The following is a 16,779-nucleotide window of genomic DNA, read 5'->3' on the forward strand; positions in this document are numbered from 1 at the left end:
AGATGATAATTTGAAACACATTGGCGTAATAGATATTGGTTCTAACTCCGTAAGGCTTCTTATAACTGAAATAACAGACAAACGTTCATTTAAAATCATCACAGAATTAAAAGAATATGTTCGTCTGGGTGAAGGCTTCGACAATAATGGAAGCCTTAAAGAAGAAAAAATACAAGAAACCATAAACGTGCTTAGGCTTTATAAAAACTTTTGTGCTACTTTTCCGGATATTAAAATAATAGCAACTGCCACAGAAGCTGTAAGAAAAGCCAAAAACCAATCTTATTTAATAGATAGAATAAAATCCGAAATTAATTTAGATATACAAGTTCTTTCTGGTGAAAAAGAAGCTTACTATGATTATTTTGCTTCTATAAATACTTTAAGCATTAACAACGGACTTATAATGGATATAGGTGGTGCGAGTACAGAACTAATACTTGTAGAAAATAGGAACTTAAAAGAATGCATAAGTTTGCCATTTGGTGCCATAACTTTAACAAAAAAATTCAACCTTCAAGACTCAATTTCAAATGCAGAGGAAAAAAATCTTAAAAGTTTCCTATTGGACAGCTTTTCAAAAATAGCATGGCTTAATGATTTAAAAGTAAATACCCTTATAGGTATAGGGGGCAGCATAAGAAACATAGCAAAGATAAGCAAAAAAAGAACCAACTATCCACTGAATTTAATTCACAACTATAAGCTAGACAGTGCTGAAGTTTTAGATATATATGATGAAGTAAAATTGAAATCTGCTGAGCAAAGGAAGAAAATAAAGGGTCTATCCAAAAACAGAACTGACATATTTGTTGGTGCCGTATGTGCAGTTAATACTTTAATTGATATGTGCAAAATAAAACACGTAATAATAAGTAGAAATGGACTTCGCGAAGGTGTTCTTTTAAGTACTCTTTATAATAAACAAAAAATAGATGACATTCTTGGTTTCTCTATAAATAATATCATGATAAACAACAGCATGAATCCTAAACATAGTAATCATGTTTATAAACTTACACTATCTTTATTTGATGAACTAAAACCAGTTCACAGACTAGATGACTACCTTATAAATGTAATTAGAACCTCAAGTATGCTTCATGATATTGGAAGCAATATTTCCTATTACTATCATCACAAGCACTCTGCCTATGTGATACTTAACTCTATTATATATGGCTTAACTCCACGTGAATGTGTCATGAGTGCTTTTGCTGCATATTATCACAGAAGCGACAGTTTGCCATCTGATTTTGATAAATATAAAACTCTAATTGACAAGGTTGATTTATATTCAATAAAGGTAATAGGCATTTTAATTAGAATCGCTGAAAATCTAGATAAAGATTTATCAAATTCAATAACTGATATAAAATGCACCATAAATGATGATGTCATAATAATAAAAACTGTTTCAAATACTAATTCTGATTTTCTTATAAAACAAGCTCAAACAATTTCAGACTCATTTAATGAACTTTTAGGTAAAAAGCTATATGTTGTATGATATATAGAAGGATGTGAAAATGTAGGTATTCTTTTTTACTGGTCGCTTATAATGCTTTATGCGTGGTGTAGTAAAACCTATAGAATACCTTTTTTTCACAACCTCTTCACTTTAAATCTTTCATACAATTTATTTCATATAGCGTTCAAGTTGTAAGTTCTCTAATATCTACATTAAACTTTTCACTTGTGGTTAAATCTTTTACTAAAATCTTGCCATCCTGATCTGTTCCAATTCCCTCCAAATATACAGGTTTGTTTTTATATCTTACCTCTATAAATCCTTTGGAATTAAGTATTTCCTTTACTCTTTCTTTTTCCACGATAATTCCTCCTATAGCTTTTATACTTATTACTGGCTATGCTTAAAGAATGTTGATAGTAATGACATAAATCTTTATCAACATTATTTTTAGCATAGATTTATTATTTAAACTTTTAAAAATTTTATGCTAAGAAATTTAAAATAATAACTTATCTCCTTCACACTTCATATTATGAATTAAGTAATATATTACGGAGGTCATTCATGAGAAAAAAACATTTGAAAATATTATCTCTTATAGTTTCTTCTTTAATGCTAATAACTTTGTTTTCATCTTGCGGAAAAAAAACAAGCACAAGCTCCTTAACCAAAGTTCGCTTAAATGAAGTTACACGTTCTGTATTTTACGCACCAATGTATGCTGCTATAAGCAATGGTTATTTCAAGGAAAATGGAATTGAGCTTGACATTTCCACTGGTCAAGGTGCAGATAAAACTATGCAAGAAGTTTTAAGCAAAAATGCCGATATAGGTTTTTGTGGTCCTGAGCAAGTAATCTATATTTACAATCAACATAGGCAGGATTACCCAATACTATTTGCACAACTTACACAAAAAGATGGCTCTTTTCTTGTTGGTAGGAAAGAGGAAAAAGATTTTAGCTGGTCTTATTTAAAAGGCAAAACTATAATTGGAGGCAGACCTGGTGGAGTTCCAGAAATGGCATTGGAATATGTGCTTAAGAATAAGAACCTTAAAATAGGTAAAGACGTGAATGTAATAACAAATATAGACTTCAAAGCAGTTGGTGGTGCATTTAAAGGTGGCACAGGTAATTACGCAACGCTTTTTGAACCTACAGGAAGTTTGCTAACTCAAAGTAAATCTGGGTATATTGTTTCATCAGTTGGGGCCGAGGCTGGAACACTTCCATATACTTGCTTTTTCTCCACAAAATCTTACATGACAGAAAATAAAGACGTAATTCAAAAGTTTACAAATGCAATATACAAAGGTCAATTATGGGTAAAAAATCATTCAGATAAAGAAGTCGCTTCTACTATAAAGTCATTTTTTCCTGGTACTAGTGAAAGTTTAATTGAAAACTCAGTAAAAAATTATAGAAAAATAGGAGCATTTGCTGAAACCCCTGCTTTAAGTGAAAAAGATTTAACAAGACTTATGGATATAATTCAAAGTTATAAATCTTCTCTCATAAAAGAAAGACCTTCCTTTAACACTATAGTAAATAACAGCTTTGCAAAGGAGGCAGTGCAGAAAATTAAATAATTTAGAAGGTGATAATAAAATGGATAAAGTTGATGTTAAAAATATTTCTGTTAATTATCATTCCCTAAAAGCAGAAACAAAAGCACTAAAGAATATATCATTTTCAATAAAAGAAGGAGAATTTGTAAGTATTGTTGGACCTTCTGGTTGTGGAAAATCAACTCTTTTAAATATAATTGCTGGACTTTTGAAACCCTCAAGCGGCGAAGTATATATAGATGGCACTTTAACAAAAGGTGTTTCACCTAAAATTGGTTACATGTTTCAAAAAGATAATCTTTTTGAATGGCTTACAGTAAAAGATAACATAGCTCTTGGTCTTAAAATACAAAAAAAATACACACATGAAATCAAAGATAAAATAGGTGATTTCCTAGTTAAATATGGATTAGGTGGTTTTGAAAATCATCACCCAAACGAGCTATCTGGTGGCATGAGACAAAGAGTTGCTTTAATTAGGACACTAATTTTAAATCCTGAGGTTTTACTTTTAGATGAACCATTTTCAGCTTTAGATTACCAAACTAGACTTAATGTTGGAAGTGAGATTTGCGGCATAATAAAGAAAGAAGGAAAAACAGCAATTATGGTAACACATGATATAGCAGAAGCTGTTTCTATATCTGAGAGAATACTAATACTTTCAAAGCGTCCTGCTTATATAAAAAAGGATGTATCAATAGACTTAAAGGAAGAATCTCCAATTAAAAGACGTGAGGATGAAAACTTTAGAATTTACTTTGATATTATATGGAAGGAGATGGACAAAAGTGAATGAGACTATAGAACAAAAAAAATATATTTTGGATCTAAAAAAAGAAAAAATAAAAATTAGAATCACTAGAATTTCCATACTTATAGCCCTCTTCACGGTTTGGGAAATTGCTGGTGATCTAAACTGGGTAGATCCATTTCTTATAAGTACTCCTTCCAGAATGATTAAGAGTCTTATAACAATATACGGAGAAGGAACTCTATTTACTCATATATTGGTGACCTGCTTCGAAACTATCATAGGTTTTGTATCTGGAACAATTTTAGGAACAATTATTGCTATACTCTTATGGTGGTCTAAATTTGCCTCAAAGGTATTAGATCCTTATTTAGTTGTGCTCAATGCACTTCCTAAAGTGGCTTTAGCACCAATAATAATATTTTGGGTAGGAAATGGAATGAAAGCAATTATTATAGTAGCCCTTTTAATTTCAATTGTAACAACCATAATAAGTGTATTAAATGGTTTTAATGAAGTTGATTCAGACAAAATAAAGCTTCTTCAAACACTTGGTGCAAATAAACTTCAAATACTCCTTAACCTAATAATCCCAGCTTCGATTCCAACTTTAATTTCTGCCTTAAAAATAAATGTAGGCTTATCTTGGGTTGGAGTTATAATGGGTGAATTTCTTGTTGCAAAAGAAGGTCTAGGCTTCTTAATTGTGTATGGTGGTCAAATTTCACAGCTAGATATGGTAATGATGAGTATCGTAATTTTATCTATTTTGGCTTATATAATGTATTTAGCTGTTGACTTACTTGAAAAAAAATTAAATGCTAGGTACTAGTACCTTTAATTCTAGCCTTCTTTATGATATTATCAATATCATTACAATATTGAAAGGTGGTAACTACTATAAAAAACTAAGCCAAAAGCTATTGAACTTAAAAATACTGTATAAACTTATAACAATTGTTATATTTATACAGTATTTTTTTCAAGTTTTACTGGTTTATATGACATTTTGGCCTTTCTCAATCCTTCAATACCTAAATCCTGCTCTCTATTGACATAGATTACTTCACTGCAATACCTTTCAACAAAGGTTTTATTAATAAACACATATATACCATTAACGTCCTTTCTTCCCTTCTCAATGTGAACTATTGCCATATTGTCATTGACAATTTCTCCAATTGTAAAAGCTGAGAGTGCATCATCGATATACACTGCAATTCCTTTCAAATTTAATATATCAGCATATTTCAATATTTCTTTTATTCCTTCGAGTTCATAGGTTAAATATATATCACCCCTATTATTTTCCTCATACCATCTTTCACTAGCTGAAATACACTCCTCAATTACTCCTTCTTCCGAAAGATCTTTAACTGTATAATCATAATTCTTAACAAAATTATTATAGTGATTCTTTTTTGAATGTAACTTCTTTCCTGATAGATTAATTAATTTTTCACTTAAATAAATATAATCAAAATTATCTACATCTTCTCCAATTTTAATATTGTCACCATAAACTTTTTCAAGTTCATCTTTAAATTCATCTTCAACATCTTTAAATAAGTAAGCCATATTATTTTTTTCTTTATATTCTTCAAGACTTTCAATTATCTTATTTAAGCTTTCTCTAGAATATCCTATTGGCTGCATAAAATGATATTTTTCATTAAAATCCTTTTTCTTTATTATAAGGGCATCTTCATATATGCAGTATTTAATATCACAGCCTTTTCTCCATATAAGAAAAACTTGTAAAAGAAAATTCACAGGTTTTAAATTTATAATCCTTTAAATACTTATCAAATACATTTTTATCATCAATAGTAACTTCTTTAAACTCTAACATAAAAATCTCCTTACCTACAATTATATTTTTTGTAGTTCGTCAGTAATCGAACTTTTACCACAAAAAATATTTAACTACCTTACTTTAAGAAATTTCTCACTGCCTCAACAGCGTCTAAATTTATTTTGCACGTAAAACATTGTCCATTACGTGTATATTCTATAAGTCCTGCATTTTGAAGCTCTTTAAAATGATGCGATATCGTTGAACGGGATAATTTCATGCAGCAGCATGCCTTAGTAAAACATTTTTCAACTCCTTCATTAAAGCAGTATTTCCCTCCATCATCTTTATTTGTTTCATACCATTCATATAGCATCTTAAAAAGCTTATACCTTTGCTCACATGATAATGCTTTAAATATTTTTACCAAATCGACTTTTTTCATAGTTCTATAGTAATAAAACAATGAAAGTTTGTCAAGGTATATTATATAAGTGAAGGATTTTAACGAGCAATGCAAGTTAAAACCCTTCACCATTTGCGACAGAAAATTCCTTCACTTTTTCACTAATGAATACGAAATTATAAATAATCTAAATAATAATTTCAACCTCATGGTGGCCAAATTCTGCGAAGGGAATTACATCTCCTTCTATATTCTTTCCATCGAATTTTATTTCTTTGTTTGAACCTCTCATAACTTTTATATTATAAACCGAATTATAGTGGTTGTATTTTATTGTATATTCATTCCAATCTTCTGGAATACATGGCTTTACTGAAAATCCTTTCCCTTCTACAAGCTTTAATCCCAAAATTCCATCCAGCCCTATTCTGTACATCCAACCTGCTGTTCCTGTATACCAGGTCCAACCTCCTCTACCCACATAAGGCTGTTTTGCATAAACATCAGCTGCCATTACATACGGTTCAACCTTATAGGTATGACAATCATAGTAGGATTTTGTATGATTTATAGGATTTATCATGTTAAACAACTTAACTGCCTTTTTTCCTTCTCCAAGTTTCGTCATAGCATATATTACCCAAGTAGCTGCATGAGTGTACTGACCTCCATTTTCTCTTACGCCTGGTACATATCCTTTTATATAACCTGGTTCAAGTTTTGATGAGCTAAATGGTGGAGTTAAAAGTAAAATAACACCTTTATCCTCTTTTACGAGGTATTTTTCGAGTGAGATCATAGAGCGTTTTGCTCTAGATGGTTCTGCTGCTCCAGATATAATTCCCCAAGACTGTGCTAAAGAATCTATCTGACATTCCTCATTTTCTGAAGAACCAAGCGGCGTTCCATCATCAAAATACGCTCTTCTGTACCAATCTCCATCCCAAGCATTCTTTTCAATATTCTCTCTCACAAACTCACTCAATTCATTATATCTTTGTACTCTATACTCATCATTTTTCAACTTAGCTATTTCTTTAAAATTTTTAAGAATAGAATACATAAACCATCCAAGCCAAACACTTTCGCCTTTTCCCTTGTTGCCTACAGTGTTCATGCCGTCATTCCAATCACCACTACCCATTAAAGGTATGTTGTGAACTCCGAATTTTAACCCTTTTTCTATAGCTTTTACACAGTGATCATATACACTCTCAGATTTTTCAGATACTCTTGCAATATTATATCTTTCATCTTCTCCTTCTCTTAAAGGTTCATCGTCTATATAGTTAACTTTTTCATCAAGTACACTGTAATCTCCTGTATTTTTTATATAATCTAAGGTTACGTATGGAAGCCACAGTAAATCATCGGAAAACCTAGTTCTTATCCCACTGTTAACTATAGGATGCCACCAATGTTGAACGTCTCCTTCTAGAAATTGCCTTGACGAATTTATTAAAATCTGCCTTCTCGTAATTTCAGGTTTTATATAACTTAATGACATAACATCCTGAAGTTGATCTCTAAAACCATAGGCTCCTCCAGATTGATAAAATGCTGTTCTTGCCCATACCCTACATGCTAAAGTCTGATACATAAGCCATCCATTCATAAGTAAATTCATAGTTTCATCAGGTGTCTTTACAGTTATAGTGTGAAGTAACGAATCCCAGTATTCTTTAGTGTTTTTTAACTCCTTATCTACTTCCTCAAAAGAAGAATATTTTTGAGTTATCTCCATTGCTTTATCCAGTGAAACAGTTTCTCCAAACATTATAATAATTTCTTTTTCCTCGTTTGGTTTAAGTTCTACTTTAGTATTCTCGCAAGCACATGGTTCTTCTCCGCTGCCTACATAATTTGAAAGTCTTGATTTCTTCATAAATTCAGGATTTTCAGTGTTACCTCCTCTACCTATAAATTCTCTTCTGCTGCCTGTAAAGCTTTCTTCTTCTCCTCCATACATCTTTAAATAAGCAAATGCGTTTCCAAAATTTGTACTATAAGGATTTTGTGCATATATTACTTTTTCCTTATTTTCCAAATACGTAGAAATATAATTAGAAGTTTGCTCATAGGCAACCCCTAAAACAAGTTCTGCAAAATACGTAATAGACAAGCTTCTATGAACTTCAGTATTATTTTTCAAATTCACCTTTAATATTTTAATGCTCTCATTCATAGGAACAAACATAGTGATACTTCCTATTATTCCTTCCCTATAATGCTTAAATGTAGAATATCCAAAACCATGTTGAATTATATAGTCTTCTTTATCCCTAACAGGTTTAGGTGATATGCTCCAAAATTCACCAGTATCCTCGTCACGAACATAAAGAGCTTCTCCAGGTGGATCAGATACCCAATCATTGTACCAAGGTGTCACTTTATTTTCTCTACTATTTTCATACCAAGTATAAGCAGAGCCACTTTCAGATACATGAAAACCAAATTTATCATTTGAAATTACATTTATCCATGGGGCAGGAGTATTCTTATCATCATTCAAAATAATAGTATACTCACCATTTTTATTAAATCCTCCATATTCATTAAAAAATTTAAGGCTTCCAATTTCAAATTTATGCGGTTTTATATTATATTTAACATTTTTTGTTTTTAAGTCTGGGATTTCATTATCCTCTTTCATCTCATTTTTAATTTGACTTACTAAAAGTCCATCTTTGGAATCAACCACAAATTTAGCTATACCTATTAAAAAATTCATATCTTCTTCAGGTATTTCCGATTTACCATAAAGAAATATCCTGCCAGAATTTTTTTTCTTTATATTGGAATTTCTTGCTGCAATCAAGTCTCTTATTGAATCCTTTAATATATGAATATATGAATTTTCTTGAAGATCTAAAATTATAAAATCATAATTGAGACCTTTAGTCTCTAAATATTCATGCGCAAGAATCATTTGTCTTGCAAGATCAACATCATTTTCCTCTCTTACAAGGAGAAGTAAAATAGGCAAATCTCCAGAAATACCGTACCCCCACAAATGCGGTTGAGAGTTTTTTATATTCTTAACGTAGTTTTCTCTAAGTTTAAGAGAACTATTTACGAACAATATTCTTGATGCCATTATTTGATATATATTTGCCTGATTTGATTTTATTCCCATATAGCTCATTTCAACCTGAGTTTGAGTCCGTGCAAGTTCAAATACACGTTTTAAGCTGTGATATTTACTATACTTTTCCGCAGTGCTTATAACTTCATCCTTTGATGTTGATATAGAATTAATATAATATATATTGCACGTTTTTCCAGGATGTATTTTTACTTTTTTTCTTATACTTATTATTGGATCAAGTACATCACCTGCAGTATTTTTAAGTGGATTATTGATACCCTCAGGATTATTTTTACTTTTTCCTCTTCCTATAAAATTAACTCTGCTGGTCTCATAAGACGTATTAGAAAGCTCTACTCCCTCTACTATCATTTTTTGCATAATCCAGTACTTTGTATCCTTATCACTTCGTGGTCTTCTTGATGCAATAATACATTCTGGAGCTTTTACAAATTCCGTAGTTACAAAAAGATTGCTAAAAGCAGGATGAGCCAAATCTGCATCATGCGGTGCTATAGTTATCTCAGAGTAACTCGTTATTTCAAATATTTTAGAAGAAGCCGTCTTGTTAGTAATTGATATTTTTCTAACCTCAGCATCTTCTTCATTAGAAACCGCTACAGCAGTATTAGTTATAATATTTCCATCTTTTCTTTTGAATTCTGCCCTATCAAGAGCAAAGACAGCTTCATAAAAATCTCCTTCGCTCTCGCAAGGCTCATAAGTCGGACTCCACCACTTTCCCGTTGAAACATCTTTTATATAAAAGAACATTCCAGTATCATCTTTAGTTGCATCATGCCTCCACCTATAAACTTCAATATTATCTCGTCTACTATATCCACTTCCACTATTTGATATCATCAAAGAATATCTTCCATTCGATAAAAGCTGCACTTCCGGAGTTGGCGTTTTAGGAGTTCTATATGTCCTAACAGTAATATTTTGTTTTAATCCTTTAAATTCTGGTACATCAAAGACTTGTTCTCTATCATATACAATTCTCCTTGGAATTCTTTCCTGAAGCAAAAGTTCTGTAGCTTTTACCCTTGGATTTGAATGAAATCTTTGTTGCAGCACATTATTATAAATAACATTATCAAGTGCCATCAGACTCATTCCCTCATGGTGAACCATAAAGCATCTTACAATGGACTTATCCCTGTTCTTATCGGATCTTCCTCTTGTATAATCTAAAGCTTCATAAAATCCATATCTTCCTTCCATTCCTTCACTTACAAGTTCTCTCATATTATCTAAACAATCTTTAAAATCAATTTGAAGTCCCATAACAGTTGAATACGGAGATATAACAAGTTCATTTGCAAGCCCACGTTTTAATCCTATTCCTGGAACTCCAAAAGCCTTATACTGATAATTATTGTCTACATCAAAGCTATAATATGCAGATTCTGAAATTCCAAAACACGACACTTTCCTGCTTCTACAGTATTTCTTTTGAGCCTCTATAACGGTTTTGTATGTTTCATTAAGAAGAGTATCTGGATAACTCTTCATTATGGCAAGAGGCATAAAGTATTCAAACATAGTTCCGCTCCAGGATACAAGTCCTTTTCTACCAGCTATAGATGTCATTGATCTCCCAAGTTTAAACCAATGTGTTTGTTCTACATCTCCTTTAGCTATTGCTATAAAACTTGCCTGTCTTGCTTCAGATGCTAGAAGATCATAATAACTCTTTCCAAGACTATCGCTTTCTATATCATAACCTATAGCGAATAATTTTCTCTTCTTATCAAACAACATTGAAAAATCCGTTTGATTTGATATTTTTCTTAATCTTTCTTTTAAATTATCCATCTTTAAAAGAAGGCTTTTAACTTTACTATTTTGTTTATCAAAATTGTTTACTATTCTTGTAACTAATTCAGCACTAGATTTTTTTAGCCTTAACTTTTCAATTTCATATGGTATATCACTTATTGGTGTGTGCATTAATATTTCATTTAAAAATTCAATGCTTTCATAGTCATTTTTAAATTTTTCATTTATCTCTGATACTGGAAATGAGAATTCTTCGATTTCATTTATAAATTTTACACACATAGCTTTAAGCTTCATATTCCAATAAATTTTATCTCTATCATAGTTCTCTTCTACACTTTTGACTTTATCTAATATTTTGTTTAGCATTTCACACCAAAAACTCAAGCTGAAATCATCTGTGGCTATTTCATTTAATATATCTTCATAGTATCCATCCTCTACTTCTTCCACTGCTAATTTTAAGGTATCTTCTATTCCTGTTTTATATTCCTTTCGTACTATAGGATTGTTTTCGTACTCTCTAATTGTTCCTATGAGAAGCCACAAATATCCAACAAGGTTACCACTATCTACGGTAGATACATAAAGCGGTTTAAGAGGTTCCTTTGTTTTTGTGTCATACCAATTATAAAAGTGACCTCTATACATTGGTAAACTTTCCATCTCAGAAAGCACTTTATCAACCCTATTTACAAACTCCTCGATTCCTATAAAACCAAAATCGTATGCAACTATGTTAGAAGTAAGCCCCATTCCCATATTTGTTGGAGATGTTCTATATGCAACTCCTTTATTGTACTCTTCTTGATAATTGTCTGGAGCAAGAAAATTTGATTCTTCATTTACGAAATCTTCAAAATAGGCCCAGGTTTTTCTGCACATTCTTCTTAAGAAATAGTTATCTTGAGATGAAATATTTGCATGCTTTAATCCTCTTTCTTTACTTATATAATAAGCAATAATTGGACTTATAAACCATATTACACAAGAAGGAAACATAATCATTCCAATTTTTATTTCTTTTGAAAATGAAATATATGCTATAACAAGAGCAACAACGCTTCCACTCCACATCGTCTTAATAAAATCATTTAGCTTTCTTCCCATTAACCTTTCACTATCAGCTGCTGTCTGCCATTCAAGTAATTTCTTTTTGCTTATAAGCATCCTATAAAGTGTTCTTATTATTGCATCAAGCATTAAATAAGCCTTATATGGCAAAAAAGCAAATATTAAAAACACTTGTTCTATTACCGTTTTGCTACTGTTTATTTTTCCAGATAAACTAAGTCCCCTTATAGGAGACGCTACAACCTCTGACACATCAAATAGCCATGGGCATATCAATGCTAAAAATGCTACACTAAGCCATCTATCCGGATTATATGGAAGTACTGTAAATGCCAGTATACTAAGTATTACAATTGCTGGAGATACAAGGCTTCTTCTTAAATTATCTGCAATCTTCCACCTAGAAAGAGCATTTATAGGTGATTTTTTAAATATCCAAGCTGCAATCTGCCAATCACCTCTAACCCATCTATGCAGTCTCTTTGAACTTGAATTATAATATGCAGGATATCCATCTATAAGTTCAACATCTGTTACCAATGCTGTTCTTGTGTATGATCCTTCAATCAAATCGTGGCTTAATATAGCATTTTCTGGAAGTTGATCCTTAAGCATAGTTTGAAACACGTCAATATCGTATATACCTTTTCCTGTGTAAATACCTTCTGCAAATAAATCTTCATAAACATCTGATACTGCTGTACTGTAAGTGTCAATTCCAGTTTCACCTGAAAATATCTTGGAATACATGGTTTTATTGGCACTTACTGTACTTATACTTACTCTAGGCTGCATAATTCCATATCCACGAACAACCTTATCATTTTCTATCTCTGGTTTATTTAAAATATGGGTTACAGCCCCTATTAGTTTTTTAGCGGCATCTCTTGGAAGCTTTGTATCAACATCAAGCGTTATTACATATTTTACATCTTTTAGTTTTTCTATATCTCCACTAATAACATTGTAACTTGTATTCTTATCTCCTCTTATCAGTGAATTGAATTCCATAAGTTTACCACGTTTTCTTTCCCAACCAATCCACATATTTTGTTTTTTATTAAATTGTTTATATCTATTTAAAAAGAAAAATATATCTTCACCATTACTGCTGTACTTGCGGTTTAAATCTTTCACCCTTTTGAGTGCAATTCTATTTATCTTTTCATCGTTAATATCATTTTTAACATAGCTGTCTTTGAAATCCCCCAATATCGCAAAGTATATATTTTTTTCTTTATTAGCAAGGTAGTACACCTCCATATTTTTCATAAGCTCAATTACTCTATCTTCACTATTTAAAATTGTAGGTATTACTACAACTGTTTTTGCGTAATCTGGTATACCACTGCTTAATTCCATTTTAGGTACAAACCTAGGATTAATTAAATGATTTATACTCCAATTTAGTATTGAGTTAACTATTTCGGAACACGGTATTAAGATACTTATCCCACCAACAATGTATTTCCAAGGTTTTGCATAACTATCTGTAACATATATTATCCAAAGCATAAAAACAGTTAATAAAATTGTTCCAAGGACATTAGCCCATATATATGCTGCAACTTTATGCTTATCTATATAACTTCTAAAATCTATTGTTCCACTTCTCTTAGATTTAAGCTTATTTTTTAGTTCTTCTACGCCATCATCCATAAGATAATACCCAACATGCTTTTTCAATTCACTTTTTGATTCTGCTTCATCAGCGCATTTAACTGCTGTCCTTGCAATGTATGCTTCTGGCAACCTCGTTTGCTTTGAAATAACTTCTACTCTATGCCTATAGTAATCCCTTGATGCATAATCCATATTTATATATATATTTGACGGATCTTTCTTTAATATCTGATGGGTTATGCTAAGTTTTTCAAAACATTCCTTCCAATTTAATGCTTCCACTTCCCTTATTCCACTTATGCAATTTCTCATCGACACTTGAAACTTTGCCTGTTTTTGATGTTCAATAATAATCATTCTATTACTGTCCATCTCTTGAACTTCCATAATATTTTCTATGTACTTATAAATTTTTTCATTTTCTACTCCATTATCTCTGATAACCTTTAAAAATCTTTCCATAAAGTGTGTAGAAAATATCATATTTCCTTTTATTAACCTTTTTATTTCATTTTCTGTTAACTCTTTATCTGAAAGTTTTATTATTTTATCTCCAAGCTTATCTGCTTTTCTTTTCTCTCTTTCAGCAAAAACTATCCCTGAAACAACCCTACTTATATTCTGAATAATTGCTATTCTAAGCATAGTTGGAAGTACCCAAAGTTCAGAACTTGTAAGCACACTCCTTTTTTCATAAGCATTAATAAATGAAAGGATAATGTTTTCATCTACTTTTCCATCTGTATGCGATATTAGTTCTGTACTTATATGATATATCCTTGGCAATCCTTTTACTGAACCTTTATTTATTATAGGAAGCTCTTTATATAAACTCTCCGACATATTATGTTTTATATCTTTATATTCTTTTTCTATAAGGTATAAATTGTCAAGAAGCCATTCAGCTGCTGGAACTATTTCTCTATTATTTCTGATATCTCTGTCTATATACTCATAGCCCCTTAAAATACTTTCATAGCTTAAGTCAAGTCTTCTTATAAGACTTTTTTGCTGCTCCTTTTTCTTGTAGCCTTATGATATTTAGAAAGTTCTACAGCATGATTCTCCAATTTTTCACTTTCAACATCATCAATATATGGAACATCATCAAAAGAATAATTAGAATTATTTTTTAATGAAATTATAATCACATATAACAGAATTAAAGCTACTACTATCGCTAATAAATACATGTAAGGCATAACAATTCATCCTTTCAGCAACTATATTTTAATTTTCCTATATATCCTAACTTGAATTATTATTCCCTAATTTATAAAAAAAATGCGAAGTAACAGTTCTTTGTAACATTAAAAGAAATCCATAAATCTAAGATAAAAAAATCGAAAATTCCTAAGATATTTCGATTTTTTTACCAAGATTTATTGGATTTTTTTAAATTGTTCCTTCAGCACTGTTACTTCGCTTCCATGGTAATTCAAGGGAAAAAATTCCTCCGTACCTACGGAATTTTAGTTGTAAATTTGTATACAACTTAAATTATTATAAGGTATTATTTAAAAATAGCAACACATTAATTTTATAGAATTGAAAGCTCGTTTCTTATTACATCCTCATAGCTTTCTCTTTTGCATATCAACTTTGAAGTACCATCTTTGACCAAAACAACTGCTGGTTTAGGTATCTTATTGTAATTACTAGACATAGAATATCCATAAGCTCCTGTTGTTGAAACTACAAGTAAGTCACCACTTTTTGCTTCTGATATCTCAACATCTGTTAAAAGTATGTCTCCAGATTCACAGCATTTTCCAGATATAGTTACCTTTTCTTTTGAATCATTAAATTTATTTGCGATTGAACATTCATATTCAGCATTATATAGTGAAGGTCTTATATTATCCGTCATTCCACCATCAACAGATACATACTTTCTTATATCAGGTATATTTTTTATAGAACCTATTGTATATAAAGTTGTACCTGCATTTCCTATAATTGATCTTCCAGGTTCTATAATAAGCCTTGGAAGCTTAATTCCAAGTTCTGCGCTTTTTTTATCGGCCTCTTTAAGTATAGCACTACAAAATTCTTCAGTGGTCCTCGGCTTATCTGCTTTTGTATAGTAGATTCCAAAGCCTCCCCCAAGATCAAGCTCCTTAATATCATACTCTATCTTGTCCTTTATTTGTTTAATAAAGCTTAACATAGCATCTACTTCTTCTAAATAAGGACTTATTTCAAATATTTGAGAACCAATATGAGCATGAAGTCCTACAAGTTCAACATTTTTAAATTTGATAGCTTCTCTAACAGCTTCAAGAGCATCACCATTTGAAAGTGTGAATCCAAATTTAGAATCAATTTGCCCTGTTTTTATATATTCATGGGTATGGGCTTCTATTCCCGGAGTTATTCTTAAAAATATTTTTTGTACCACATTTTCCTTTGCTGCTATTTCGTTTATTTTTTCAATTTCATAAAAATTGTCAACAACGAATCTTCCTACACCAAAACTTATTCCCATTCTAATCTCATCTATTGTTTTATTATTTCCGTGAAATAGTATTTTTTCCATTGGAAATTTTGCCTTGTATGCTGTATATAATTCTCCCCCAGAAACAACATCAAGATTAAGTCCTTCTTCACTTATAATTTGGCACATTGCAACAGGTAAAAACGCTTTTCCTGCATATGCAACTGTATTATTCTTGCAAAAATTGTCACGATAACTTTTGCAATTATTTCTTAAAAGTTCCTCGTCTATAACGTAAAGCGGAGTTCCATATTCCTTAGCAAGATTGCTTGAACTTACACCACCTATATATAATTCATTATCCTTTACTGACATGCTTCCAAATAATTTCACCCTTCACACCTCTTTAATTAGTTTCTGCATAAAAAAATATTTATTGTTATAATTATACAATAGTAAATAAAATAATACGGCAAAGTTCAACTCTGCCGCATACATACAACTTTGTGAACCTTGTAGCTCTCCACTTAAAAAACTCAAGCGACAACTTTATACATATTGTGCATAAAGCCAGATGACTAACCTGCCAGTTTATTCATCTTCGGCTAAAAGCTCCTTTCGCTGTTTATAATTGCCTGCTAGCTAAAACAACTACTCTTAACTTAAAGCACCTCTACATTAGGCTTTTAATCGTGAAATCAATAGAAAACTTATTGCATATATGTTTTAAAACAACGATTTTCAAGGCATTTCGAGACATATATAAATCTAGTT

General features: G+C 31.0%; 11 protein-coding genes and 1 riboswitch. Of the genes, 4 read left to right on the top strand and 7 right to left on the bottom strand.

The window, feature by feature from the left end:
• The first annotated feature begins 10 nt into the window (after positions 1–10).
• Positions 11–1,510, top strand: coding sequence for an exopolyphosphatase (gene ppx / locus AGR56_RS13390; protein ID WP_053242655.1), 1,500 nt, complete (start codon positions 11–13; stop codon positions 1,508–1,510).
• A 145-nt stretch (positions 1,511–1,655) separates the two neighbouring features.
• Here ppx and AGR56_RS13395 read toward each other — a convergent pair whose 3' ends face one another.
• On the bottom strand, positions 1,656–1,832 hold the full coding sequence (locus AGR56_RS13395; RefSeq protein ID WP_053242656.1) for an H-type small acid-soluble spore protein: 177 nt from the start codon (positions 1,830–1,832) through the stop codon (positions 1,656–1,658).
• A gap of 206 nt (positions 1,833–2,038) precedes the next feature.
• Here AGR56_RS13395 and AGR56_RS13400 point away from each other — a divergent pair, with 206 nt between their 5' ends.
• The 3 genes from AGR56_RS13400 to AGR56_RS13410 are packed head-to-tail and all read left to right on the top strand — an operon-like array spanning position 2,039 to position 4,629.
• Positions 2,039–3,064 carry an ABC transporter substrate-binding protein gene (locus AGR56_RS13400; protein WP_053242657.1) on the top strand — a complete coding sequence of 342 codons (1,026 nt, stop codon included), beginning with the start codon at positions 2,039–2,041 and terminating at the stop codon, positions 3,062–3,064.
• Between the two features lie 19 nt (positions 3,065–3,083).
• Positions 3,084–3,842 carry an ABC transporter ATP-binding protein gene (locus tag AGR56_RS13405; RefSeq protein WP_053242658.1) on the top strand — a complete coding sequence of 253 codons (759 nt, stop codon included), beginning with the start codon at positions 3,084–3,086 and terminating at the stop codon, positions 3,840–3,842.
• Complete coding sequence (locus AGR56_RS13410; protein WP_053242659.1) at positions 3,784–4,629, top strand: ABC transporter permease; 846 nt, start codon at positions 3,784–3,786, stop codon at positions 4,627–4,629. The genes AGR56_RS13405 and AGR56_RS13410 overlap by 59 nt, the downstream gene beginning before the upstream one ends.
• A 134-nt stretch (positions 4,630–4,763) precedes the next feature.
• Here AGR56_RS13410 and AGR56_RS13415 read toward each other — a convergent pair whose 3' ends face one another.
• From AGR56_RS13415 to lysA, 6 genes are all read right to left on the bottom strand, one after another.
• Positions 4,764–5,570, bottom strand: a complete 807-nt coding sequence (locus AGR56_RS13415) for a DUF2156 domain-containing protein (RefSeq protein ID WP_347460480.1) — start codon at positions 5,568–5,570, stop codon at positions 4,764–4,766.
• Positions 5,524–5,649: a hypothetical protein gene (locus AGR56_RS23485; RefSeq protein WP_347460481.1), complete on the bottom strand. Its 126-nt coding sequence runs from the start codon at positions 5,647–5,649 to the stop codon at positions 5,524–5,526. The genes AGR56_RS13415 and AGR56_RS23485 overlap by 47 nt, the downstream gene beginning before the upstream one ends.
• 79 nt (positions 5,650–5,728) lie before the next feature.
• A complete protein-coding gene (locus AGR56_RS13420; RefSeq protein WP_053243339.1) occupies positions 5,729–6,037 on the bottom strand; it encodes a helix-turn-helix transcriptional regulator in 309 nt (102 codons plus the stop codon).
• A 148-nt stretch (positions 6,038–6,185) separates the two neighbouring features.
• Positions 6,186–14,411 carry a glucoamylase family protein gene (locus AGR56_RS13425; RefSeq protein ID WP_242851448.1) on the bottom strand — a complete coding sequence of 2,742 codons (8,226 nt, stop codon included), beginning with the start codon at positions 14,409–14,411 and terminating at the stop codon, positions 6,186–6,188.
• 152 nt (positions 14,412–14,563) lie between these two features.
• Positions 14,564–14,770: a hypothetical protein gene (locus tag AGR56_RS22020; protein ID WP_242851449.1), complete on the bottom strand. Its 207-nt coding sequence runs from the start codon at positions 14,768–14,770 to the stop codon at positions 14,564–14,566.
• A gap of 338 nt (positions 14,771–15,108) precedes the next feature.
• Positions 15,109–16,398 (bottom strand): diaminopimelate decarboxylase, encoded by a 1,290-nt coding sequence (lysA, locus tag AGR56_RS13430; RefSeq protein ID WP_053242660.1) that lies wholly within the window; start codon positions 16,396–16,398, stop codon positions 15,109–15,111.
• Positions 16,399–16,513: 115 nt separating this feature from the next.
• Positions 16,514–16,689: riboswitch (Lysine riboswitch) on the bottom strand.
• Positions 16,690–16,779: the final 90 nt, after the last annotated feature.

Source organism: Clostridium sp. DMHC 10, from assembly GCF_001270375.1.
In the GTDB taxonomy this organism is placed as follows: domain Bacteria; phylum Bacillota; class Clostridia; order Clostridiales; family Clostridiaceae; genus Clostridium_S; species Clostridium_S guangxiense.

What these genes read in the sequence shown, in the direction of transcription:
- AGR56_RS13400 (WP_053242657.1), top strand. Translation starts at nt 2,039, where the DNA reads ATGAGAAAAAAACATTTGAAAATATTATCTCTTATAGTTTCTTCTTTA.
- AGR56_RS13405 (WP_053242658.1), top strand. Translation starts at nt 3,084, where the DNA reads ATGGATAAAGTTGATGTTAAAAATATTTCTGTTAATTATCATTCCCTA.
- AGR56_RS13410 (WP_053242659.1), top strand. Translation starts at nt 3,784, where the DNA reads ATGAAAACTTTAGAATTTACTTTGATATTATATGGAAGGAGATGGACA.
- AGR56_RS23485 (WP_347460481.1), bottom strand. Translation starts at nt 5,649, where the DNA reads ATGTTAGAGTTTAAAGAAGTTACTATTGATGATAAAAATGTATTTGAT.
- AGR56_RS13420 (WP_053243339.1), bottom strand. Translation starts at nt 6,037, where the DNA reads ATGAAAAAAGTCGATTTGGTAAAAATATTTAAAGCATTATCATGTGAG.
- AGR56_RS13425 (WP_242851448.1), bottom strand. Translation starts at nt 14,411, where the DNA reads ATGTCGGAGAGTTTATATAAAGAGCTTCCTATAATAAATAAAGGTTCA.
- AGR56_RS22020 (WP_242851449.1), bottom strand. Translation starts at nt 14,770, where the DNA reads ATGCCTTACATGTATTTATTAGCGATAGTAGTAGCTTTAATTCTGTTA.